The 22,435-nt window shown below is 59.4% G+C and carries 23 protein-coding genes; 19 read left to right on the plus strand and 4 right to left on the minus strand.

What is annotated here, in order from left to right; all coding sequences use genetic code 11:
* Positions 1-1,314 precede the first annotated feature (1,314 nt).
* Positions 1,315-1,938 (plus strand): carbonic anhydrase, encoded by a 624-nt coding sequence (locus tag BLJAPNOD_RS27885; RefSeq protein WP_115422240.1) that lies wholly within the window; start codon positions 1,315-1,317, stop codon positions 1,936-1,938.
* A 486-nt stretch (positions 1,939-2,424) separates the two neighbouring features.
* On the opposite strand, the gene BLJAPNOD_RS27895 is transcribed toward BLJAPNOD_RS27885, so the two are convergent.
* On the minus strand, positions 2,425-2,670 hold the full coding sequence (locus BLJAPNOD_RS27895) for a hypothetical protein (protein ID WP_115422215.1): 246 nt from the start codon (positions 2,668-2,670) through the stop codon (positions 2,425-2,427).
* A gap of 737 nt (positions 2,671-3,407) precedes the next feature.
* Between BLJAPNOD_RS27895 and BLJAPNOD_RS27900 the strand changes: the two genes are divergently transcribed.
* The 9 genes from BLJAPNOD_RS27900 (at position 3,408) to BLJAPNOD_RS27940 (ending at position 13,169) form a co-directional block, all read left to right on the plus strand.
* A complete protein-coding gene (locus BLJAPNOD_RS27900; RefSeq protein ID WP_115422216.1) occupies positions 3,408-4,154 on the plus strand; it encodes a helix-turn-helix domain-containing protein in 747 nt (248 codons plus the stop codon).
* A gap of 38 nt (positions 4,155-4,192) precedes the next feature.
* Positions 4,193-5,299, plus strand: a complete 1,107-nt coding sequence (locus BLJAPNOD_RS27905) for an ABC transporter substrate-binding protein (protein ID WP_115422217.1) — start codon at positions 4,193-4,195, stop codon at positions 5,297-5,299.
* Positions 5,296-6,360, plus strand: coding sequence for an iron ABC transporter permease (locus BLJAPNOD_RS27910; RefSeq protein WP_115422218.1), 1,065 nt, complete (start codon positions 5,296-5,298; stop codon positions 6,358-6,360). Before BLJAPNOD_RS27905 ends, BLJAPNOD_RS27910 begins: the two co-directional genes overlap by 4 nt.
* A complete protein-coding gene (locus BLJAPNOD_RS27915) occupies positions 6,357-7,124 on the plus strand; it encodes an ABC transporter ATP-binding protein (RefSeq protein WP_115422219.1) in 768 nt (255 codons plus the stop codon). Before BLJAPNOD_RS27910 ends, BLJAPNOD_RS27915 begins: the two co-directional genes overlap by 4 nt.
* Positions 7,125-7,402: 278 nt before the next feature.
* The gene (locus tag BLJAPNOD_RS27920) at positions 7,403-9,436 is read left to right on the plus strand and encodes a TonB-dependent receptor (protein WP_244611124.1); all 2,034 of its coding nucleotides are present in this window, start codon (positions 7,403-7,405) and stop codon (positions 9,434-9,436) included.
* A 16-nt stretch (positions 9,437-9,452) separates the two neighbouring features.
* The gene (locus BLJAPNOD_RS27925) at positions 9,453-10,436 is read left to right on the plus strand and encodes an ABC transporter substrate-binding protein (protein WP_115422221.1); all 984 of its coding nucleotides are present in this window, start codon (positions 9,453-9,455) and stop codon (positions 10,434-10,436) included.
* Entirely contained in the window at positions 10,433-11,251 is an 819-nt protein-coding gene (locus BLJAPNOD_RS27930) for an ABC transporter permease (protein ID WP_244611125.1), read from the plus strand. The genes BLJAPNOD_RS27925 and BLJAPNOD_RS27930 overlap by 4 nt, the downstream gene beginning before the upstream one ends.
* Complete coding sequence (locus tag BLJAPNOD_RS27935; protein ID WP_115422222.1) at positions 11,248-11,988, plus strand: ATP-binding cassette domain-containing protein; 741 nt, start codon at positions 11,248-11,250, stop codon at positions 11,986-11,988. Before BLJAPNOD_RS27930 ends, BLJAPNOD_RS27935 begins: the two co-directional genes overlap by 4 nt.
* Complete coding sequence (locus BLJAPNOD_RS27940; RefSeq protein ID WP_115422223.1) at positions 11,985-13,169, plus strand: NnrS family protein; 1,185 nt, start codon at positions 11,985-11,987, stop codon at positions 13,167-13,169. Before BLJAPNOD_RS27935 ends, BLJAPNOD_RS27940 begins: the two co-directional genes overlap by 4 nt.
* A gap of 31 nt (positions 13,170-13,200) precedes the next feature.
* Here BLJAPNOD_RS27940 and BLJAPNOD_RS27945 read toward each other — a convergent pair whose 3' ends face one another.
* Positions 13,201-13,608 carry a group III truncated hemoglobin gene (locus BLJAPNOD_RS27945; protein WP_115422224.1) on the minus strand — a complete coding sequence of 136 codons (408 nt, stop codon included), beginning with the start codon at positions 13,606-13,608 and terminating at the stop codon, positions 13,201-13,203.
* A gap of 226 nt (positions 13,609-13,834) precedes the next feature.
* On the opposite strand from BLJAPNOD_RS27945, the gene BLJAPNOD_RS35240 reads away from it, so the two are divergent.
* The 5 genes from BLJAPNOD_RS35240 to BLJAPNOD_RS27970 all read left to right on the plus strand — a co-directional run bounded on the left by BLJAPNOD_RS35240 (position 13,835) and on the right by BLJAPNOD_RS27970 (position 16,188).
* On the plus strand, positions 13,835-14,041 hold the full coding sequence (locus BLJAPNOD_RS35240; RefSeq protein WP_147294598.1) for a hypothetical protein: 207 nt from the start codon (positions 13,835-13,837) through the stop codon (positions 14,039-14,041).
* 143 nt (positions 14,042-14,184) lie between these two features.
* On the plus strand, positions 14,185-14,514 hold the full coding sequence (locus BLJAPNOD_RS27955) for a DUF6522 family protein (RefSeq protein WP_115422226.1): 330 nt from the start codon (positions 14,185-14,187) through the stop codon (positions 14,512-14,514).
* 180 nt (positions 14,515-14,694) lie between these two features.
* Positions 14,695-15,384 carry a DUF542 domain-containing protein gene (locus tag BLJAPNOD_RS27960; RefSeq protein ID WP_115422227.1) on the plus strand — a complete coding sequence of 230 codons (690 nt, stop codon included), beginning with the start codon at positions 14,695-14,697 and terminating at the stop codon, positions 15,382-15,384.
* 184 nt (positions 15,385-15,568) lie between these two features.
* A complete protein-coding gene (locus tag BLJAPNOD_RS35730; protein WP_199566048.1) occupies positions 15,569-15,706 on the plus strand; it encodes a PLP-dependent transferase in 138 nt (45 codons plus the stop codon).
* Positions 15,707-15,903: 197 nt separating this feature from the next.
* A complete protein-coding gene (locus BLJAPNOD_RS27970; RefSeq protein WP_147294599.1) occupies positions 15,904-16,188 on the plus strand; it encodes a hypothetical protein in 285 nt (94 codons plus the stop codon).
* Positions 16,189-16,220: 32 nt separating this feature from the next.
* Here the strand turns inward: BLJAPNOD_RS27970 and BLJAPNOD_RS27975 are convergent, their stop codons facing one another.
* Entirely contained in the window at positions 16,221-16,892 is a 672-nt protein-coding gene (locus tag BLJAPNOD_RS27975; RefSeq protein WP_115422230.1) for a 5-formyltetrahydrofolate cyclo-ligase, read from the minus strand.
* A gap of 118 nt (positions 16,893-17,010) precedes the next feature.
* Between BLJAPNOD_RS27975 and BLJAPNOD_RS27980 the strand changes: the two genes are divergently transcribed.
* Positions 17,011-17,895 carry a LysR family transcriptional regulator gene (locus BLJAPNOD_RS27980; RefSeq protein WP_115422231.1) on the plus strand — a complete coding sequence of 295 codons (885 nt, stop codon included), beginning with the start codon at positions 17,011-17,013 and terminating at the stop codon, positions 17,893-17,895.
* 62 nt (positions 17,896-17,957) lie between these two features.
* The gene (locus BLJAPNOD_RS27985; protein ID WP_115422232.1) at positions 17,958-19,079 is read left to right on the plus strand and encodes an HPP family protein; all 1,122 of its coding nucleotides are present in this window, start codon (positions 17,958-17,960) and stop codon (positions 19,077-19,079) included.
* A 373-nt stretch (positions 19,080-19,452) separates the two neighbouring features.
* On the opposite strand, the gene BLJAPNOD_RS27990 is transcribed toward BLJAPNOD_RS27985, so the two are convergent.
* Entirely contained in the window at positions 19,453-20,349 is an 897-nt protein-coding gene (locus BLJAPNOD_RS27990; RefSeq protein ID WP_115422233.1) for an SMP-30/gluconolactonase/LRE family protein, read from the minus strand.
* A 114-nt stretch (positions 20,350-20,463) separates the two neighbouring features.
* Here BLJAPNOD_RS27990 and BLJAPNOD_RS27995 point away from each other — a divergent pair, with 114 nt between their 5' ends.
* Positions 20,464-21,186, plus strand: a complete 723-nt coding sequence (locus BLJAPNOD_RS27995) for a FadR/GntR family transcriptional regulator (RefSeq protein ID WP_025430665.1) — start codon at positions 20,464-20,466, stop codon at positions 21,184-21,186.
* A gap of 11 nt (positions 21,187-21,197) precedes the next feature.
* Positions 21,198-22,400: a mandelate racemase/muconate lactonizing enzyme family protein gene (locus BLJAPNOD_RS28000; RefSeq protein ID WP_115422234.1), complete on the plus strand. Its 1,203-nt coding sequence runs from the start codon at positions 21,198-21,200 to the stop codon at positions 22,398-22,400.
* The last annotated feature ends 35 nt before the right edge of the window (positions 22,401-22,435 follow it).

Consider the following 22,435-nt stretch of genomic DNA (forward strand, 5'->3'; position numbering starts at 1 on the left):
AGTCGGAGGCGGAGGTACTTCAAAACGGCCTCCACCGCTCTCAAGGCGGCTTGGTCAGTTCATCGCACCGTGGCAAGATAGCAGAACCATCTTCTGAGCGAGGACTATGATTTGTCCAAATCGGCTGCAATCTTGTTGTTGGCTCTCGTAGTCGCGATCATCGCAGCTCTCCTCTACGGCCTGCCCGGTCAAAACGAAGCGGGTCGGGGAATTCCGTCAACTGACGGCGTCGAGATCGTTGATTGAAGAATGCTCTCTTCAGGCACGTCAGTTCTGTTCCACATCCTCGCCCGGGGAGCGCCCATGCCTGCAATTTGGTCTGCACTCCCGCGCCTAATGCACGGTACAAAGACCGGGTTTGAGGCACTTCGGCGGTATTTGAAGAGAGGGGGTTTGGCGTTTCACCAGCCAGTGGGCACATTCGAAGAGGCAGCGCTCATCGCGGTTGCCGTAGCAAAACTCGGTCACGAGGAACCTTGCAAGGTACTGTCCTCTCGGACCGACCGGATCGATGTTCTCCGAGGTGCAAATGCGGTCAAAGATGTGACGAACGATTTGGCCATCATCGCGCGTTTGCCCGTTCCCCGAATACCCACTTCGACAAAACACGTCGGCCTCCCAAATGACGCCTGAAGCACAGTCTATTCTAGCTCCCTTAGGCAGTCTACAGGGCTAAAATTGGGCGGATTGAAGACCGAATAGTCCAACGGGTGCTCTCAATGATTCGGCCGGGAGTGCTGGCGTTCTGCCTGAAGTGAGGCGAGCGCACGGCCAAATTTGAGCGCAGGAAATGTCACGAACGCCCTCTCGGAGGGCTCATGTTGCTCAACCGCACTGCCCGCAGGCGCTCGGTCTTCTCCTGCCGTTGCTGGATCTCGAGTGCAATTGTCGCCCTCGCGATATCGGATGTGCGTTCAAATTGTAGGCGGCGCTCATCTAGTGGTAGTGCTCGACTAGGGCGGCGGTGGCTACGGTCTTCCGGTCCATCTCTGTTCGTCGTCATGGGTCAGGAAATTGGAGCGGCATTTTCCATGGGCAAGTACCAAGCACAGCAGTTCGCCCCTTCAGAAAAGTAAACGCGGTCCGCCGACCGCCGCCCCAATCCGATGTTTTAAACGGCAGATAGACCCTGCCATTCGAAATTTTTCACACTGCGATACCGACGTGTTTTGCGCTGCAGAGATCTGGAGGCAATCAGTTTACGGTATTGGCAGATGTTCGGCCCTCGGTTTGCGGGCGTGGCCGGAAGCTCACGATTTGCTCCGCATCCGGTCATCGGTTAGCTTCCGGATCGTCACCAAGCAGAGGCGCATGATGCTCGAAGAACTTTTTTCCAGGAACAAAAAATGGTCCGAGGCGCGCAAGGTTGAGAAGCCGGATTATTTCGGGCGCTTGTCTAAATTGCAGCAGCCAGAATATCTTTGGATTGGATGTTCCGACAGCCGGGTGCCAGCCAATGTCATCGCCGGGTTAGAGCCAGGCGAGGTCTTCGTGCATCGCAACGTCGCTAACCTGATTCATGCGACAGACCTCAACATGCTGTCGGTCGTCGAGTATGCGGTGAACCAACTCGACGTAAAGCACATAATCATCTGCGGCCACTACGGTTGCGGTGGGATCAGAGCCGCTGTCACCGGTGGGCGTTTTGGCTTGATCGACCATTGGCTCCAACCAATTCGAGATACAGCCGATTCACACTTCGAATGCCGGGAATGCAACCGCTGGAGCGACGAAAATCTCGATCGGCTCTGCGAGGCCTCGGTTGCCGAACAAGTCCAGCGGCTTGCTCGAACGCCGACAATGCAAGCAGCATGGCTGCTCGGGAAAGACGTCTCCATCCATGGCTGGATCTACGGATTGAATGACGGACTACTTTCTGATCTCAACTGCACGTTAACAGGCAATCAACTGCCAGCTAAGGCAAGACGCGCGTATTGAGTTTTGCCATCAATAGAAGAGGCGGCGTAGGACCAGCTTCGCTTCAAGGCATTCTGATGCACTGTCTGCAAATGCACAGTCAATTTCTCGAATGCGCCTGAGGGCCTCTGCCCTTGCTCGTTCATTCACTTGATCGACAGGTAATGTCTCAGATGTCCCGTCCCTGTTCTCGATCCTGCACTCCGTTCCATAGCAGACCGTCGTTTGCGCCTGGGCGGCACCAAGTATCGAAATGGTGAGCGTTATTCCGATAAAGAATCTCGCTATATTAATCACTGTCATCCCCATTTGATCGCTTCACGACAGTTTGCAACGCCTTCGGCGGCCAAGGCCGCGAATGGGAGTAAGCACGGACGCGACGCGAAGCTACCCCTCAATCCACTTTGATGATCCACGAACGCCAGTAACAAGTACCAGTGCAGCTTGGCCATTTCGTAGGACATTCGTCGTTCGCTCGGATCGGGCGAGCCGAACACGGATCGGCTCTCAAGTGGGCTGGAGGGCGAAGGACGATATCCTGTCTGCAAGGGCTTTCAGTTTGCCACTAATTTCGCGCGCCTGGAGCTCAGTCAGCGCGAACTGAAGTGCTGACACGTCTGTGTTGTCGGGATTGACGCTGAACTCGAGCCTAAGGAAGACGTCGGCTTCGTTGTTGATCAGCGTTGCCGCTTTCCAGCCGACGACCGGTGATACTCTGACGCTGCCGCGCCCATCCTTGTTCCAACCATTCATGTTGTTGCAAACCTCCGGCTGAGGAAGTCAGATTAAAGCAAAACAATGACAGGTTGTCGACTGCCGCGACGATTTCACGGTTCCGGCCCCCGGGCAGGGCGACATTTCCGAGGGCATCGGGGTCAATTTAACGTTTTGTCGCTCACCGCGGCTACTGCAAGTTAAACAGAAAGCAACCCAGGGGTGGGCGATCACAACTATTTTGCAAGTCGCCGAGGGAATGCGTGCGGATTATCGCGGAACGTTGATCTGGAGCAATGTCGCTCGCCCCGCAACAGGTATCTATCGAGTGTCAAAGCGGGAGATCCATGTTGTCACTGGTGTATGGAAAATGGGCAACCTATCTGCGCTTGCTCTGCGCGATCGCCCTGTTTTCCATATCATTTGCCCATAACCCTCCTGTCACCGCGTTCGTTGCTCACGGCTCGGATATTTCCGCTTTCTCTCTGCCAGACGGCACGCCACCCGACCTATGCCTTACAGGCGACCATGATGACGAGAAGGGCAACGCCGCTTCGGGAACCTGTGAGGCGTGTCGCCTCACTGCGTTAATGCTGCTTCCGTCTCCGACAGACTGCGTTGGCGCGCCAATAGCTGGTTCTCTGAAGAGGGGTTTCTCCTCTCGCCCTAACGTAGATCGGCGTCCACTGCGGACCGCCAATGCGTCACCGCGAGCGCCTCCCGCCGACATCATGGTTTGATTGTATCGCCGCGCCTTAGGCCGGCGGATTGCAACCATGACAGCCGTGCCGCATTTTACGGACAAGGCGGCTGCCGAACGCCGGACCAAATCCATGTTTACTATATCGAATCCCGAGGAGGGAGCGCTTGCGCTGCCGCCGGATTTCGCGGGCTTGCCCCTAACGCCATTTGTCAAACGTAACCGGTTGTTTTCTCCCGGAGCGACGATCTACGCTCAGGAGGATATTGCCCCACCAATCTACAGGTTGCTGGATGGCTGTGTCGCGCTTACCCATTTGCTCAGCGACGGACGACGTCAAATCCTTGACATCGTTGGACCTGGCCGTCTGTTTGGCTTTGCCCTTGGCGGAAGCAACCATTGCGGAGCCCAGGCCCTGACGTTCAGCCAAGCCGAAAGCCCCTGGCAAAAAATCGATCAATCAGCCCTCGACCAAGCCCTTTTGCGAATGCTTGGTCGGGCATACAGCCATGTCACGCTTCTTGGCCGCAAGACTGCGATGGAAAAAGTCGCCTCGGCTGTGTGCGATCTTGCCGGAGAGTTCAAGCGGCCGATGCGCAAGAGCCAGCGTGGCGTGCTCACATTCAATCTTTACCTGACCCGCGCCGATCTTGGTGATTGGCTTGGTCTAACGATCGAAACGGTCAGCCGCTGCCTCAACCAGCTCAAGCGGGATCGGATCATCGATTTCTCGCATCCCGAAATTGTGAGGATACTCGACATCGAGACACTGCAAGCGCTGGCCGCAGGCAGGTACGTCGATGCTGGCATCTGCAGGGCTTGAACCGAAACCCACTTCGATAAACGAAACGGAACGTTCCGATGAAAAAAACTATTGCGCTTCTCGCTATGGCTTGTGCTCTGATCTTTGCCGGACAAGGCCACGCGGAAATCACTGTTACTGACGTCAAGGGCCGCCACGTCACGCTGGCCGCGCCTGCTAAAAAGGTCGTTTTGAACTTCTACTACGAGGATTTCATCGCAGTCGTCGGTCCGGGCGCGATGGACAAGGTGGTCGCGCTGTCGCTCTCGACATGGAAGGATTGGCGGCCGAACCAATTTGCGGCCTATCTCGACGCAATTCCGTCCATCGCGGGGCTTCCGGATGTCGGCGATACGGAGAACGGTACTTTTTCGGTCGAAAGAGTAATCGCCGCGAAGCCGGACCTCGTCATCCTTGCGGCCTGGTCGTACGATGCGCTCGGCGAGGGCGTCAACCAGATCGAGGCTGCGGGCATTCCTGTCGTGGCGCTCGACTACAACGCCCAGACACTCGAAAAGCACATTCAGTCGACACTTGTGCTGGGAACGGTCATGGGATCCCTCGACCGCGCTGAAAAGCTCGCCGCCCAGTACGAGGCAGCCATAAGGGATATCGACCGGCGCATCAAAAGCGCAGGTCCGGCGAACAAAAGGGTCTATGTTGAGCTTGCGCAGAAAGGGCCTTCCGAAGTCGGTAACAGCTACGGCAACGGGATGTGGGGCGCACTCATCGATCGGCTTGGCGGGACCAACATCGCCAAGGGGCAATTACAGAATTGGGGGCCGCTCAGCCCAGAATACGTGCTTGCTCAGAAACCCGACATTATCTTTCTCGCTGGCTCTGAATGGTTGAACAAGCCCCAGGCCGTGACGGTCGGGTTCGGCGCCAACGAGGAAATTGCACGCGAACGCATGAAGGCCTACCTCGGTCGTCCGGGCTGGGATGCTTTGCCTGCCGTCAGAAATTACGATGTCCATGCCATCTACCACGGCGGGGCACGCACGCTCTCCGACTACGTATACGCCCAGTACATCGCCAAGCAGCTCTATCCGGATGCCTTCAGAGACATAGATCCCGCAGCCGAGATCGAGCGCTTTTACGACGCGTGGATGCCGATCAAGGCTGAGGGCGTCTTTCTCCTCCCCTATCAGGTCGACAGCCAATGACCGACGCGGCCCTTCAACTCGATATCCTTCGCTCGCACTATCGCCGTGAAGTTTTCATTCGCCTCTCGGCACTCGGCGTCGCAGTGGCCGGGCTCGTTTTCCTGATGTTGGTCGATTTGGCAAAGGGCCCCTCAGGCATGCCGCTTGGCGATGTGTGGGCGACGCTCTTGGCCGGGCCCCATTCCGGGGACCAGATGGCGACCACGATTTTGTGGCAATTGCGCATGCCTCAGACGATTATGGGTGTGCTGGTCGGTGCCTGCCTGGGGATCGGCGGATTGCAAATGCAGACGATACTCTGCAATCCGCTGGCGAGCCCGTTTACGCTCGGCTTTTCGGCTGCTGCGGGCTTTGGTGCGGCGTTGGCGATCATGTTTGGCAGCTTCCTGCCGTTGCCGGGTTTCGTCTTGGTGCCGGCTTCGGCCTTTTTCATGACGCTCCTTGCCTGCGCGCTCGTCTACTTCGTTGCCGCCTTGCGAGGCACGACGCCGGAGATCCTCGTTCTGGCCGGCATTGCCGTCCTATTCTTGTTTCAGTCGCTGCAATCCCTGCTGCAATTCATGGCCTCACCCGAAGTGCTTCAGCAAATCGTCTTCTGGCTGTTCGGCAGCCTCCTGAAGGCCAGTTGGACCACGGTTAGCGTCACTGCCGTCATTCTGGCAGTTTGCCTTCCTTTCGTCATACGGGACAGCTGGAGGCTTACGTTGCTGAGGCTGGGAGACGTTAACGCCTCCAGCCTCGGCTTGTCGGTTGATTGCCTGCGCAGGCGCAGTTTCGTTCTCGTCTCGCTGCTGACCGCCGCCGCCGTGTGCTTCGTCGGGACGATCGGCTTCGTCGGCCTGATCGCACCGCATGTGGCGCGCGCTGCCGTCGGCGAGGATCACCGTTTTGCCGTGCCGATGGCCGCAACGGCAGGGGCGATCATCCTGCTCGGCGCTTCGGTCTTTGCCAAGTTGATCTCGCCCGCCGCCGTCATACCCGTTGGCATCATCACCGCAATCGCCGGAATTCCCATGCTCATTGTCGTCATTGCGCGCCGGGGCAAAGGAGAACGGCCATGACAAATGGGCTGACTTTGACGGACGTCAGCGTGGAGCGCGGACGAAGTCGCATTATCGACCGGGTCTCGCTCACGCTTGCGCCAAGCCAGATCGTCGCCGTGGTCGGTCCGAACGGTGCCGGCAAATCGACGTTGCTCGGCGCTATTGCCGGGCGCATCGCGCAATCGGGCTCGGTCCGGTGGGCGGGGAGCCCCGTCGATCGCGGTACTGTCGGCTTTATGCCGCAGCAGTGCTCGGTGAATGCTGACCTGTCCGTTCTGCAGACCCTTCTTCTGGCCCGCCATGAGCAATTGGGTTGGCGCGTCGGCGAGCCGGAGATCAGGAGGGCTTCTCTGATGCTTTGCGAGTTGGGCCTCGAGCATTTGGCCAACCGCCGGATCAACACGTTATCGGGCGGCCAACAGCAACTCGTCCTGCTTGGGCAAAGGCTGATGCGTCAGCCGCGATTGCTCATTCTCGACGAAGCGACTTGCGCACTCGATCTGCGCCATCAGCTGACCGTGCTTGGTCTGTTGCGGGACTATGTTTGCACATCGGGTGCGCTTATCCTCATGGCGGTTCACGATCTCAATCTCGCGGCGCGCACCACCGACCGACTGCTGCTGCTGCAGGCGGGCAAGGTCGCTGCCTGCGGAAGCCCGGCGACGGTGCTGACGGCGCCAACGCTCGGCATGGTCTACGGGATTGATGTGGAGGTTGTCGCTGGCGGGCGGGATATCCCGTTCGTCGTCCCGATTGCGCCTCGACCATCCCGGGCCGCCTAGTTGGCACGTGCCGTTCACGTCCGGACCAGACATCCGTGGACATCGATAAAACCTTCCTATTCTACTCAGCTTATCAGCGTTGTTTGCGCTGGCACAAAGTCGGCCACCGTGGGATCGCCGATATCCCTTTCAACTTAAGGGGTTGAAAGGATAGGGGCATGCAAAGGGCGGGCTGGCAAGCTTTGGTGGTGGGCAGTGCGTTGGCGACGGGCGTTTCAAACCTGGCGTTGGCACAATCGGCGACGCCAGGCGCCACAACGACGTTGCAAACCATAACCGTGACTGGCAGCAGGTGGGCGGATACGGCCGATGAAACGGCGCGTCGACTGCAGGCTCTGCCTGGGGGCGTGGCGTCCGTCGACGTTGACGCGACGCCCGCGCCTGCAATACCGACCGTTGCCCAGGCGCTGGAGGCTGTGCCCGGCGTGGTGGTCCAGCGGTTCTTTGGCGGCAATGATCAGCCGCGCATCCAGATCCGGGGTTCGGGGCTCCAGCAGAACCCGGTAGAGCGCGGCATTCTCGTGCTCAAGGACGGACTTGCGATCAATCGCGCCGACGGATCTTACATCGTTGGTCTTGCGAATCCTGGCGAAGCCAGCCTGATCGAGGTCTATCGCGGCTACCTTGCCAATCGCCTCGGCGCGAGCGTGCTTGGCGGCGCGATGAATTTTGTTTCGCCCATCGATGACGAAACCGTGCTTGCCGCCGGTGGTGGAAGTTTCGGGCGTGCGGACGCATCGGCGAGAACAGGTTTCGATGGCGAGCGCTTCGCCGCAGGTATTTATGCCGATATCAGCCGCCGGGACGGGTTCCGCGTTTATAACGGCTCGCAGCGTGTTTCCTTAGGCGGCGTGGTTGAGCTGGAGCTTTCCGATACCGTTTCGACGCGGCTCTTCGCTGGCTACACCGACCTATCCTTCGACGTCGCGGGGCCACTGAACCGCGAGGCGCTTAATGCGGATCCGCGGCAGGTTTCTTCCGGCCCGCCGTCAAGCATAGGGCCGAATGTCTTGCGCGACCGGCCGCGACGCGAAGCCAGCCAGTTTCTCATCGGTTCGCGCACCTCGATCGCGCTTGAGGAACACCTGTTCGATATCGGGCTCGGATATACCTACACCAGGGATATGTTTCGCTTTCCGATCTCGAGCGGTGTGCGCAACACGGATGGCGGAGATCTGACCGCGCAACTGCGGTATGCCTATCAGCCGGACGAGATTGCAGCGCTGCCTCTGTTCGAAGCCACCGCGCAATATGTGGTTGGATCATCCGATCGGACCTATGCGATCAATCGCAACGGCACGGCGGGCGCGCTCTTTGGCACGAACGACCTGGATGCCTCGACGCTATCGCTGACCGGCGGTTTCAACATACCGCTGTCAGACGCGGTAACGCTTTCACCGTCGCTGTCCTACACCTACGCCACGAGGGACAATGACGACCAATGGTCCGCGGCGTCGCGTCCAAGGCTCGCGTTCGGTCCCGGTGGAGCGGTGAACTCCACCGTTCCGGCGGCGGACACGAGCTACGGGCGGGATTATGGCGGCTGGAGCCCGGCGCTGGCGGTAAGCTGGCGGCCGAACGAAGACCAGATGTTGTTCGCGGCACTCAGCCGCAGCTTCGAGCCGCCGACGCATGACGATCTTCTGGGCACGACCGGCGGCACGCCCAACGCGTCGCCCAGCGGTTTCTCGACGCCTGACCTGGATGCTCAGACGGCCACCACCCTGGAGGCCGGGTGGCGCGGCCAGCAGGGGGCATGGTCCTTCGACGCTGTGACCTATTACTCCTGGGTGCATGATGAATTGCTCAGCCTGCGCGATGAAAGCGGCTCGCTGCTCGCGGCGTTCAACGCCGACAAGACCACCCATTTCGGTGTGGAATTCGGGCTTTCCCGGCCGATCACCGACAAATGGAGCGCGCGTCTTGCCTATACCTACCAGGACTTCCGCTTTGATGACGATCCGCTGCGGGGCGACAACAGACTTGCGGGCGCACCGCGCCAGGTCGTGCATGCAAGCCTTCAATATGCGGCGAACGAAGACTGGGATCTGATCGCAGCACTGCAATGGGTCCCGTCGAAAACGCCCGTCGACAACATGAACACCGTCTATGCCGATCCCTATGCGGTCGTCGACCTGAGGACTGAGTACCGCGTCAATGACGTCTTCTCGTTCTACGGCGAAATCACCAACCTCTTCGACAAGACCTATGCGTCATCGACACTGATCGTCGATCAGGCGAGCGCCAACCAGGCGGTTTACCTGCCAGGCGATGGTCGCGGCTTTTACGCCGGTCTCAAGGCGCGCTTCTAGCACAAGGAAAACACCGATGGTTGTTCTTACCCGCCGCAAGGCATTGGCCGGCCTGTCCGTCATGGCGCTTTCGGGCCTCGGTGCGCCGCCGATAGTGCGCGCCCGCGAGGTGCCGACGATTTACGGCCCACCGGCTGCGCCAAGTGCGGTGCTGGCGCATGCGATCAAATCAGGCCTGCTTGCCGATGTCATGCCGCGTGCCGTCTTTAAAGCGTGGAAATCGCCTGATGAAATGCGTGCCGCAGTGGCGTCGGGCAACATGGGTGCCGTGGTGATGCCGAGCTACGGTGCCGCAAACCTGCGCAACCGCGGCCTGGACATAGGCCTGCTCAACATTCTCAGCAATGGCCTGCTCTATATCGTCTCCAAGGACGAGACGCTGACGACGCTTGAAAGCTTGAGAGGCAAGTCTCTCGCGCTTCCGTTTCGAAACGACATGCCGGATCTCGTCATCGGCCGGCTCGTTCAGGAGGCGGGGATGGAGACATCGGCGATCCGTCTGGAATATGCGGCGACACCGCCCGAGGCCGTTCAACTACTCCTGACCGGCCGGGTGGATGCAGCGCTGCTCAGCGAACCGGCGGCGACCGGGGTGATCCTGAAGGCCAAATCCCTGTTCATGGATGTGCACCGGGTGATCGACGTCCAACAGGAATGGGCGAAGTTTTCGGGAAAGCCAGCCATTCCTCAGGCAGGCCTGGCATTGACACGTGAGATGTGTGACCGGATCGGTCCGTCAGGGGTGGAAGGGCTTCAATTGGCCCTGGAAAAGGCACTTGAGCAAGTGCTTGCCGATCCGCTGACGGCCTCCGCCAGCGCTTCAGAGGTCCTGGGCTTCCCGCCCGAGATCATCGCTGCGTCCTTTCCCACAAGCCATCTGGTTGCTTCCCGCGCACGCGCGGCGCGACCCGATCTGGAGCACTTCTACGACATTCTTGCGCAGACAAACCCCGCGATCATCGGTGGAAGGCTGCCCGACGACGGTTTCTATCTGCTGTGACCCTGCGCGCCAACTGCCTTGCTGCCGGGAGCTGGCTTGGGCGGTACCTCTGGTCCGCCTGGGCCGGTGGTGCCGGGATCTGCTGCTTTCTCGCCGCGTGGCAGGCCGGTCACGAGATCTATGGCTCTTTCATCCTCCCGTCTCCATTGGAGACGTTTTCGGCGATCGTGCGGATTGCAGAGGATCCGCTGTCTCCATCCATTATCGCGCAGAGTGCCGGACGCGCGCTGACAGGCTTCGCACTGGCAGCGGTTTTCGGAACCGCTCTCGGTCTTGCCGCAGGCTATTCCTTCGCGGCGATGCGATTGCTGAAGCCAGTGGTCACCGTCATGCTCGGGGTCCCACCGATCGGGTGGATCGTGCTGGCGCTGATCTGGTTCGGTTCTTCCGGTGGCACCGCCGTCATGACCGTGCTCATCGCCTCGCTGCCGGTCTCCTTTGCCGGCGCGCTTGAGGGCGTGGCCAAGCGTGACCGCCAGCTGGAGGTCATGGCTAAGGCGTTCGGTGCGTCTCGCTTCTACCAGCTGCGCACGGTCACGGGGCCGCATGTCCTTTCCTATCTGTTTCCCGCCTGGACAACGACCGCCGGCAGTGCCTGGAAGGTGACTGTCATGGCCGAGCTGTTGTCGAACTCCGGCGGGATTGGAGGCGCGCTGGCGGAGGCTCGCGCGCTCTTCGACATTCCACAGGTCACGGCCTGGCTGGCGATCACCGTGGTGCTCGCACTTCTGACGGACTATGGCTTCCTGCATCTGCTGCGCGAAGCACTGGAGCGGTGGCGCGCCGCCGGTTTGCCCTGGGGGGTGAAGCGATGAAGCTGACGATGAGCCGCGTCGGACATGCATTTCTCGGACGCACGGTGTTTGAGAATTTCGATCTGTCGATCGACGGCGGAGAGATCGTAGGGCTGCTCGGCCCCTCTGGATGTGGCAAGACCACGCTTCTCCAGATTGCCGCCGGCATCGTCGAGCCGGCGAAGGGAAGGGTCGTGCGGACCTATCGGCGGCATGCGGTCGTGTTCCAGGAACCGCGCTTGCTGCCCTGGCTGACCTTGCTCGACAACATCGCTTACGGGCTGGCCGCTGATGGCGTGCGTTTGTCCGAGCGACGCAAACGAGCAGGCGAATGTTCGCTCGGTGTTGGGCTTCGCGAGACGGATTTCGGCAAGTATCCCTCGGAGCTTTCCGGCGGCATGCGTCAGCGGGCCGGTGTTGCCCGGGCACTGGCGGTCTCTCCCGACATGATGTTTCTCGACGAGCCGTTCAGCGCGGTCGATGTCGGGCTGAGGCGCCTTCTTCAGGACCAGATCATGGCGGCTGCGCGCCAGCAGGGTTTCGGCGCTCTTTTCGTCACCCATGACCTCGCAGAAGCATTGCGCATCTGCGATCGCCTGCTCGTATTGTCGGCCAGGGATGGATCGGTTCTGACGCACAAGACCATCGAGGGACGGCCGGGCGAGCGCACCGATCTCGAAATCTTCAATTGCCTGACCCAATGGGCACAGGATCGGGACTTCGCGGAGCTTTTTTCTGCCGAGGAAAGATCGACATGAGGCCGGCGCCTGTATTGAAAGAGGCACTGCGCCTCTTTTTCCCGCTTGCGGCCGCGCACGGCGCGTTATGGCCAGTGCTATGGGTCATCGTCGACGCCTACGACCTGCCGCTTGCAACCAGCATTCCGTCATCGCAATGGCACGCGCACGAGATGCTCTTTGGGACTTACGGCATGGCCTTGGCGGGCTTTCTCGCATCCGCAGTGCCGGAATGGACGGATACGAACCCGACAAGGTCCCGCGCCCTTGTCATGTTTGCGCTCCTCTGGCTGCCAGGACGTATCGTCGGTGTTGTCGGATGGGATGCTCTAAGTCTGTTTGCCGGACTGACGGACATGTTGTTCTATTGCGCGCTACTGGTCGTGATCATCAGGCCGATGATCGCCCGCAGAACCACGCATCATATCTCGTTCGCCTTGTGGCTCGTCGCTTTCATGTTTGCCGAGGCCGGTATCCGGGTCGCGTGGCACCTGGGCGAGTACGAGCTTTCCGCGCGCTTTCTCGAAGCTGCGCTGTCGATTTTCGTGGTGTTCTTTTCTCTTTCAGCGGCGCGCATCAGCGTCGTCGTCATCAACCTCGCCCTTGACCCAACCGGTGCAAGCTCGCCTTACCGACCGCATCCGGGACGCCGGCATACGGCAAGCGTCATGGCGGCGGCCTCTATCGCCTCGGCGCTGGTTCTTCCCCAATCGCTCGTGCCGGGCTGGATCGCCTTGGCAGCGGGAGCGGCCTTCTTCGACCGGTTGGCCGAGTGGTTCATTGGCCGTGCCGTGCTCAAGGCCGAGGTGCTGACGCTTGCTATGGCCAATATGTTCGCGGGCCTGGGCTTCTTGGCGCTTGGCGCTGCGCGTCTGGGTGCGGATGTGCCGGCAATCGCGGGATTGCACCTGCTTGGCATCTGCACCCTCGGGCTTGCCGTTATCGCCGTTTTCATCGTCGCAGGGTTGCGCCATACCGGTCGGGATCTCGTCGCCTTGCCGTGGCAGGCATACGCCTCAATCGGACTTGTGGTCGCGTCGGCCGTCTTGAGGGTTCTGCCGGAGTTCGGCTTCGTGCCGGATTTTTATGGCCCACATCATGTCGCAAGCGCCGTTTTGTGGTCGGCCGCCTTCGCCATATGGCTGCAGGGCTTTGTCCCGTTCCTCGTTCGGCCGGGCCTGGCGGACGGCACTTGCGGTTAAGCTGCCTGTGGCGCTGTCGTAAGGCCGCTATCTACAGCTGCCTTGCGGGCAGCTTGAGCGCGTTCGGTCCGATGTTGAGGCCGATCTGCAGGCTGTCGGCGATCCGCCTTGCTCGGTCGAGAAAGAAGCTTGCCGCTTCACCGGCGCAATGTTGAGATATTGTTGCCTCGAAAATTGAGAGCCAATGCTCGAAGTGTTCCGGTACGAGGTCAAGGCCTTGGTGGACGACGTGAGGCCGGCCGCTGTACCGGCCCGTTTTCAGGGCTATCGAGGACCAGAAGTCGGCAAGCGTCGAAAGATGCAGATCCCAATGCTCGCCGATGCGCGCGTTGAAGATCGGCCCGAGAAAGGGGTCGCGACGGATACGGCCGTAGAAGTCGTGAACGATCGTCCTGATCAGGTCTTCGGATATGCTGGTCGGAAGCAGCGTTGCACCCATGATGTTTCCATCAATGTCTTTTGATTGGGCATTCCTTAGTCCACGGGAACGACGCTGTAAATCCGCAGCCATGCGGCATGGTGTCGTGCTGGCATATCCCGTTTCGGTGGTCGAACGACGATCGCTTGCGTCAGCGCAAACAGAGGCCGCCGTTTTGCGCCTATCAAGGATCTGCAAGAGTTCGCGTGGAGAAGCCGTCTTCACGGATCAGGCGGAGATGCAGGACATGACCGAGTTTGGAATGAGGGATGAGACATTGTGCGATTGCACGATCGAGGTCGCCGAATGGTTCGCCTGCATGCCGGGGTATAATGCTGAGGCCGGGCAGTTGCTCGATCTTCTGACGCACCGTCTTGAGCGATCACGCGACCGCTCAGAGCGATCGATAGCCATGCCGGACGTGCGCCGGTCGACCTCGGCGACGCTCGTTTGATAGGAATATCGGGATCGGCGACGGATCCCGATTGCATACCGAGCGCTTCGACACGCGGTCAATGTCAAGTTCCGGCTTGAGATATCTTGCAAGGGCGCTCTATCCTTCATGACGATTACCTTGCCCTCACGGAGACCCGTTCAATGCTGACGCTGACTAAAAGGCGGGTTGCTCGCGTCGAACGCGACGTCGGGGGCGATTTTTCCGTGCCCGCGGCAACAATGTCATCGGCACTTCGTCTGCCACCGGCGGAGTTGAAGAACCGCCTGAACCGAGGTGAGGTCAAGAGCCAGGTCGAGGTCGGTCAGGGCGAGCACCTTGGGACGTTCAGGTTGACATTGCGATGCGGCGGCCGTTGCTGGACTGCGACGGTGTCGGCCGACGGAACGGTGATCGACGAGGTCTTTTCGTTTGATCGCGAGCGCTTGGCGAACTGGCGCCGGCGCCACCTGGAGCCAAGTCAGCGTCGCTGACGAGCGTGACGATTGTCGTGACTTTCGGTGCGTCGGCCTCGTGAGGTGCCAAAACCAACGCGCGCTCGTTTATCTGCCCGCAGTCTCGCAAGATGGAACTTGCGTTTCGACAAAGAACGATCAGCCGAACTAGAGCAACGTCTCTCATCACATGACCTTGCGGGGATCGAGGAGAGTACATTGACTGAATTGAACTTGAACGCCACTGTCGGGACGATTGCATGCGAACTTCCGGGTGCAGCCGAACTGTTCAGACGGCATGGTATCGGCTTTTGCTGTGATGGCGATGTGTCGCTTGCGGATGCGGCGGCAGATGCCGGGATTGTGGCGAACGACCTTCTCGACCATCTTCGGACACTTGAGCAAGCCGCAAAGCGCGGTGCGCCGGACGGCACCAATGAGCTTATCGCTCATATTCTGGAGCGATATCACCAGACACACCGAAACGACCTCGAGTGGCTGATCCCGCTTGCGCAGAAAGTGGAGCACGTTCACGCCGCGCATAGGAATGCGCCGCTGGGTCTAGCGAAGGCACTTGTCGACCTTCAAGACCAACTGATCCCCCACATGGCCCGCGAGGAACTCGCCCTCTTTCCGATGATGCGCCTCGAGCCGGATCCCGACATCGAGCACTTGATCAGCAGAATGCGAGACGATCATGCGTGCGAAGGCCAAAGCCTAGTCAGCATCGAGCATCTGACCCAAGGGTTCGCACTTCCAGGTGACGCCTGCCGATCCTGGACGGCTCTTTACATTGGTCTTCAAAAGTTTTCCGAGGACCTGGTCACGCATATGCATCTGGAAAACCAGGTTTTGTTTCCTCGCTTCTCCAGCGTTGACGCACAGGAGGACGCTGTCCCGCCGTCATGACATCGTCCATTGGTGGATCGTTTGGCACTTGGCGTTTACGCCGATTGAGAATGATATTCAATTATAGTTCTCAATTGCGAGACAATATGACAAGGTGCGTGCGCCGTTTCACATCCGGCATCAAGGTCTTCACCTGGCGGAATCTCTGGGCGGTATCGAAAGCCTCATCGCCCACTCTGCCACGATGACACACGCCTCGATGGGCGTTGAAGCGCGCCAAACCGCGGGGATCGGCGACGGATTGCTGCGCATGTCCGTTGGCTTGGAAAGCGAGCGCGATCTGAGAGACGATCTTGCCGAAGCCCTCGGAGGGATCGGCTGATGCACAATGAACGGGCAAACGCCCGGCGGCGTGCTGATTTCTCCCACAATCCCGGTTCGTTGCATGGGTAAGGTGCTGGAAATCGAGGGAGACGTCGGAGTGGCCCGACTTTTGCTTGCCTCTGTTTGAAACCGAACGGATGGGTTGGACAGCCGATGTGGAATGGATTGTTGCTATCGTTGTTGTTGAGCATTTCCATGGGGCTCAGCCTGATGGAAATTCGCTCAGGGTTGCGTGAACATGTCCAGAAAGCGCGCGGCGACGCTGTGCGGGCAACAGTTGCCACATCCGTCGGCCTGACAGCGCTTGGGCTGGTGTTCAGCTATCAGGGGCCATGGCTTGGCGTCGCGGCCGTGTTACTCGCAGTTGGGCTTTGGCTTATGGCTCGCCGCCTGGTGTCGCCGACGATCTCACTCATCATCTCGGCCGTCGCCCTCTGCTCCTATGTGCAGCTCGATCAGGCGTTGGTCTCTACCTTTTGACAGAACTTCGCCGATGAGGCCTTGCGGATAGGCTATGTTCGCAATCGCGTCCGTTCCTCGGTGACGATGGTGTCCATGGCGATGTCGTGCCATTGCGGATGGATACTCTCAATCTTCTGCAGTTCGAAACCTACCCCGATTACAAGCGGTCTTGGCTCGAGGACGGCCAGCGTACGGTCATAGTAGCCGCCGCCATAGCCAAGGCGGAAACCGCGTTCGTCGAAACCGACTAAAGGTGCGACGACGATCGACGGTCTGACATCCATTCCGGCGGCCGGTATGGGAATGCCCCAGACGCCCCTCTCCAGTGGCTCGCCCTGTCGCCACGATCGGAAACTCAACGGCTGCGTTTTTGCAATAACGACTGGCAACAGGCAGAGGGCGCCGCGAGCGGCCAGCGCGTTCATCCAGGGGCGCAGGTCTGGTTCGCCTCGAAACGGCCAATAAAGAGCAATTGCTTTGCCTGCGACATCAGCGACGATTGGATCAATCGCCGCTTGGATCGCTCGCCCCCACGTTGCGCGTTCCGCCGCAAGTGGTGCCTGTCTTGCGTTGATCAGCTCTTGACGTCGTAGTTTACGCCATTCGTAGATCGAGGCGGGTTGGGCACCCACAAGACCCATGTAGCTAGGGTCCACCTCGTTCATAAAACATGGAGGAGAGGAATAGGTCGAAGGAATGTCATCCTCATTGTTCCCGTGCATCGGCGTCTGCCTTTCTTCCTATCCGGCGAAGTTTCGAAATTCAGTTCCCGCTGTCGCCTTGATTGTCATTCTGATTTAGAGAACAATAAGGCAGTTTCATTCTTCTTGCAGGCAAATAATGGACTTTACGGGCCTCGAAATCTTTCTGGCGGTCGCCGAGCATGCCAGCGTGACGCGTGCCGCCACGGGTGCGGGCCGTGCGCCTTCCAATGTGACGAACCGCATTCGCGCACTTGAGGATGAGTTGGGTGTGGACCTCTTCAGTCGCGAAGGTAAGAAGATGACGTTGACACGTGACGGCCGGCTGTTTCGCTCCTATGCGACCCGTCTCGTCGCACTCGGAAAAGAGGCGCGCGATGCTGTTAAGCCGACGACAACGCCCAATGTGCTGCGTGTCGGCAGCATGGAAAGCACCGCGGCGGCTCGGCTGCCGCTGGTGCTTCAAGGCTTCAAACTGGCAAACCCGCATGTTTCCGTTCGATTGACCATCGGCTCGTCGGAAGAACTGATCCGAGCTGTCAGCGCCGAGGAGATCGATTGTGCATTGATCGCTCGTATGCCGGCCGACATCGCCGATCCCCGATTAGATCGTCTGGATAACCTCGATGCCGAGCCGATCTACGATGAAGAAGTTCTGATCGTTCTTCCCAGTACTCACCCGCCAATCAATAACGTTGCCGATGTGCGGGTCGCGACCATGGCCGCGCTTGAACCTGGCTGCACGTATAGGCGCGTGGCTGAGCGGTGGGCGAGGTCGACCGGGACGATCACCACAACCCAAGTGTCATCCTACCACGCAATTCTGGCAAGTGTCGCTGCGGGTGACGCGATCGGCGTCGTGCCGAGATCCGTGTTTGATCTGATGGATTGGCCGGGAAAGGTCGGAGTATATCCGTTGCGCGAAGTTCAAACGCTGCTTGTCTGTCGCGCAGGCGCGCGTTCGGCTGGAGTAGATATCCTGCACCAGGCGCTCCTGGCCAACCCCGGTGCGCCAAAACACTGACGCCCCCCTTCGCGCAACTGATTGTCGCGCTACCGACCGCCCCGCTATCAACGGATAAATCCATGGCCAATTCGCCCAACTCCGCCCCACCCTTAAGGCAGCGTCCCCGCTTCTTTGTGCCAATCCTCGCCGGTGCGACATTACGCGAGCGGCTGATTGGGTGCGTCGGCGCGCTGGTGGGTATTCTGTTGACTGGCATGATCAGCGGCAGTGTCTTTGGCGGTGGGGCCAGCCTTCCCTTGATCGTAGCCCCCATGGGTGCATCCGCCGTCCTTCTGTTTGCGGTACCGGCCAGCCCGCTTGCTCAACCCTGGTCAATCATCGGGGGCAACACGATCTCGGCCTTTATAGGCGTGCTGTCGGCAATGCTGGTGCCGGATCCGTTGATCGCGACCGGTATCGGTGTTGCGCTCGCGATCGCGGCCATGTCGTTTGCGCGCTGCCTCCATCCGCCAGGCGGAGCGGCTGCCTTGACCGCTGTGCTGGGTGGTCCAGTTGTCGCAAGCTGGGGGCTTTGGTTTCCTCTGGTGCCGGTTGCACTGAATTCCTGTCTGCTGGTGGGGCTCGGTGTTCTGTTCCACAAGTTGTCCAGGCGCAGCTACCCGCACGTCGCGGTGCCTGTTTCAAATGCACATCAGACGGTCGACCCACCGTCTGATCGTCGGGTGGGCTTCACGGATGCAGACCTCGACGCCGCACTGGAGGCGCTGGCAGAGACTTTCGACATTAGCCGCGATGATATCGACCGGCTTTTGCGGCAGGTCGAATTGCAGGCTGCCATACGAGCGACACCGGAAATTCTCTGCAGGGATATCATGTCGTGCGACGTCATCAGCGTTCGTAATAACGACGACAGCGAACTGGCGCGCTCGCTATTGCTCAAGCACAATGTTCGCGTGCTGCCAGTTACGGACGACGATGGCCGGCTCGTGGGCACAGTTGGTCTCAGAGAACTCTCACAAGCCGGCGCTGCACTTACCTCTACGCTTGCGATTCCCGTCACTGCCAGCCCCGATGACCGGGCCATGAGCCTCCTACCAGCTTTGACGAGCGGCAAGATTCACGCCGTTATCATCATCGACGGGCAAACTCGTGTGCTAGGGCTCATCTCGCAAACCGACTTGCTGGCAGCTTCAGCAAGGGCGATCTTTGAAAGCAAGGATCTCGGCAATGAGGCGGCATAGATCTGGAAACGACGGTCGATAGCAAACCCATACGGCTACCGCTTAGGCGCGACGTACTCGCCGAGCTAGATCGGACCACCGCACGCGCTGATTAGCACTTGCGAATGAAAATAGCCGCTCTGATCTCATCTGGGCCGAAGTATTTGCGACCTGTGCTAGAAGACCAGTGGACTGGATCTGACTATCCGCAACGACGCCGTCGTGAGAGCCGCAAGGAAATTGGCGATAGCGATGCTCAATTCCAAACCCATCAATAATTCGCGCTAAAGCAGCAACAGTGCCGGCTTCATATCAAATGGCTTCCCCCCAAATCGCAGATTGCTGCCTTGTCGGCGGTTATTCCCCTATTCGTCTGACGATCTGAAACCGAATGTCATTGACCGAACCGATTGACCGGCAGACCGCAAACACCTGGCCGCACCCCGAACACAGACCCCTCGCACGGGTTGTCGGCAAGGTGCGCGTCGGTCATCGTGAAGCGTGCTGAGGTAACGAACAGCGTTTCAAGTCCAGGCCCGCCAAAAGCACAGCTGGTTGGCCACGAACAGGGCAGATCGACAATGCGGTCTATTATCCCGCTCGGCGTGAAACGAACCACGCAACCGCCACCGGCGACGCGACAATTCCAGATGAAACCCTCCGCATCGACGCAAGATCCGTCTGGAAGACCACGATTGAAGCCAGAAAGGATCGTCCGCCGGTCGTGAAGAGACCCGGATTTGTCATCCAAGGCATAACTGTAGATCGTGTTGTCTTCGGTGTCGGCCGTAATGAGCCGACCGTCTTCAGTCCATATTAGTGTGTTGGTGATGCTAAAGCGGTCATCCGAAACCGAGCATAGCACTCCGCCCGCATAACGATACAGCCTTCCCGTCTTTGCCGATATCGCCTGCGGCGTGCCATCGAGACCGATATTGTCCTGCATGGTGCCAACCCAGAATGCGCCATCTGGCCCGACAACGCCTTCGTTCAGGCGGTTTCGCGGAAGCTCCGATTCAACCTCTGCTATGGCGCGGAGTTGGCCGCCGAAGTCCCATAGCGCAATTGACTTCCTCAATCCGACAATGGCGCCTCCGTCCTTACGAAGGCCAATTGAAGTCACGAGATCATGGAAGTTCCACTTTTCGTGCTTGCCCGAGTTAGGGCGTAAGCGATGGATCGATTTCCCGACGATGTCGACCCAGCATAGCGCATGTTCTCGTTCGTCCCATACGGCACTTTCTCCGACGACGTTTTTCGCGGCGAGAACAACGTCAACCTCAACTCCCATGGAATTCCCCCCGTTTGGTCTTCAATTTCAATCTTGACATACAGCTTACGCATAAACTATGAATCGGATCAAGTAAACCTGTCCGACAGGTTGTGGCATTTTGGGAGGCAACGTATGAACCTGCGGCCAGTTGAAGATGAGCAACATATAGCCGGCAGCCTGGTCGGCACCGCGATCGGCGCGATCACCCAGCACATCCGGACAAATGAACTCGGCCCCGGCGATCGGCTGCCTAGTGAGGCAACGCTATCGAAGGAACTCAGCGTATCTCGATCGGTGGTCCGCGAGGCGTTCAGGTCGCTCGCCACGATGCGCTTGATTGATCTCAGTGCGGGTAAGCGCGCCACCGTCGCGCAGCTCGATCACGGAGCAATGTCCTTGATGATCGAGCACGGCGTACACACTGCCCAGATCAACATCAATCAGGTCTACGACGTGCGCCGAACCATAGAGACCCGTACAGCGACGCTCGCCGCACTGAGGCGGACGGACGCGGAAGCGCGCACCATTCTCGGACTTGCGAAGGCAATGGAGGACAATTTTGTAGACGCGGAGAAAGTAATGGAGAGCGACCTCGCGTTTCATCTCGAGATCGCCCGCGCTTCAAAGAATCCGATCTTCTCGATGATTGTCGGCGCCTTCCAGGGCGTGTCGCGGCAGACTTGGCCGATCGGTTGGCGCAGCCGCGCCTCGGACGCAGAGCGGCACGCAATGAACGCAATCCATATCGAGTTGGCGCAAGCGATTGCTGCGGGCGATCCGCAAGCAGCCAGTCAGCTCATGGCCCGGCATTTCGACGAGAGCGTCAAGGCGCTTCTTGCCGCCGGCATCGCATAGGAAGCAGCCTTATGAAAATAACGAAACTGGAAACGGTCCGCGTCGCGGAGCGCCCGAACCTTCTCTGGCTCCTGGTCCATACGGATGATGGGCTGACCGGGCTCGGGGAAACTTTCTTCGGCGCCGAGACCGTCGAAACCTATATTCATGAATATGTCGCGCCTCGGGTCATCGGCCGCGACCCCTTGCAGATCGACCTCCTCGCCGCCGATCTTGTGGGGTACCTCGGGTTTCGCTCCTCCGGGGCTGAAGTGCGAGGCAACTCGGCCTTTGACATCGCGCTGTGGGACATCTTCGGCAAGGCAACGAACCAGCCGATCGCACAGTTGCTCGGCGGTTTCAGTCGCAAGGAAATCCGTACCTACAACACATGCGCGGGCACTGAGTACATCAAGAAGGCGACCGGCCAGACGACAGCGAACTATGATCTGTCCTCGTCGTCCGCGCGCAATTACGACGACCTCAATGGCTTCCTGAACAGCGCCGACGAACTTGCCCATTCCCTGCTTGAAGAGGGTATCACGGCGATGAAGATCTGGCCGTTCGATATCTCTGCGGAAAAGACGCGCGGCCAATATATCTCCCTGCCCGATCTTAAGTCGGCGCTTAAGCCCTTCGAGAAGATCCGTTCGGCGGTCGGCGACCGGATGGATATCATGGTCGAGTTCCATTCGATGTGGCAGCTGTTGCCAGCAATGCAGATCGCCAAAGCACTCGCGCCATACCAAACATTCTGGCACGAGGATCCCATCAAAATGGACAGCCTCTCGAGCCTCAAGCGCTACGCAGCAGTCTCGCCGGCACCGATCTCAGCCTCGGAAACGTTGGGCTCGCGCTGGGCCTTTCGCGACCTTCTGGAAACCGACGCTGCCGGCGTGGTCATGCTCGACATCAGCTGGTGCGGCGGATTGTCGGAAGCACGCAAGATCGCCGCTATGGCGGAGGCATGGCACTTGCCCGTCGCGCCGCATGACTGCACCGGCCCGGTCGTCCTTTGCGCATCGACGCATCTATCGCTAAACGCGCCCAATGCGCTGGTACAGGAGAGCGTCCGCGCCTTCTACAAGACCTGGTACCGCGACCTCGTCACGGCGTTGCCCGAAGTCAAGAATGGCATGATCACAGTACCGCCAGGCGCCGGACTGGGCATGGAACTCAATCCGGACCTCGATAAGGCATTCACCGTATTCCGCCGCAGCTCGGATACGAACTGACACGGACCTTCAGCTGCAATCAAAATGAACCAAGG

It is taken from the genome of Ensifer sp. M14, from assembly GCF_003355565.1.
Taxonomy (GTDB): Bacteria; Pseudomonadota; Alphaproteobacteria; order Rhizobiales; family Rhizobiaceae; genus Ensifer.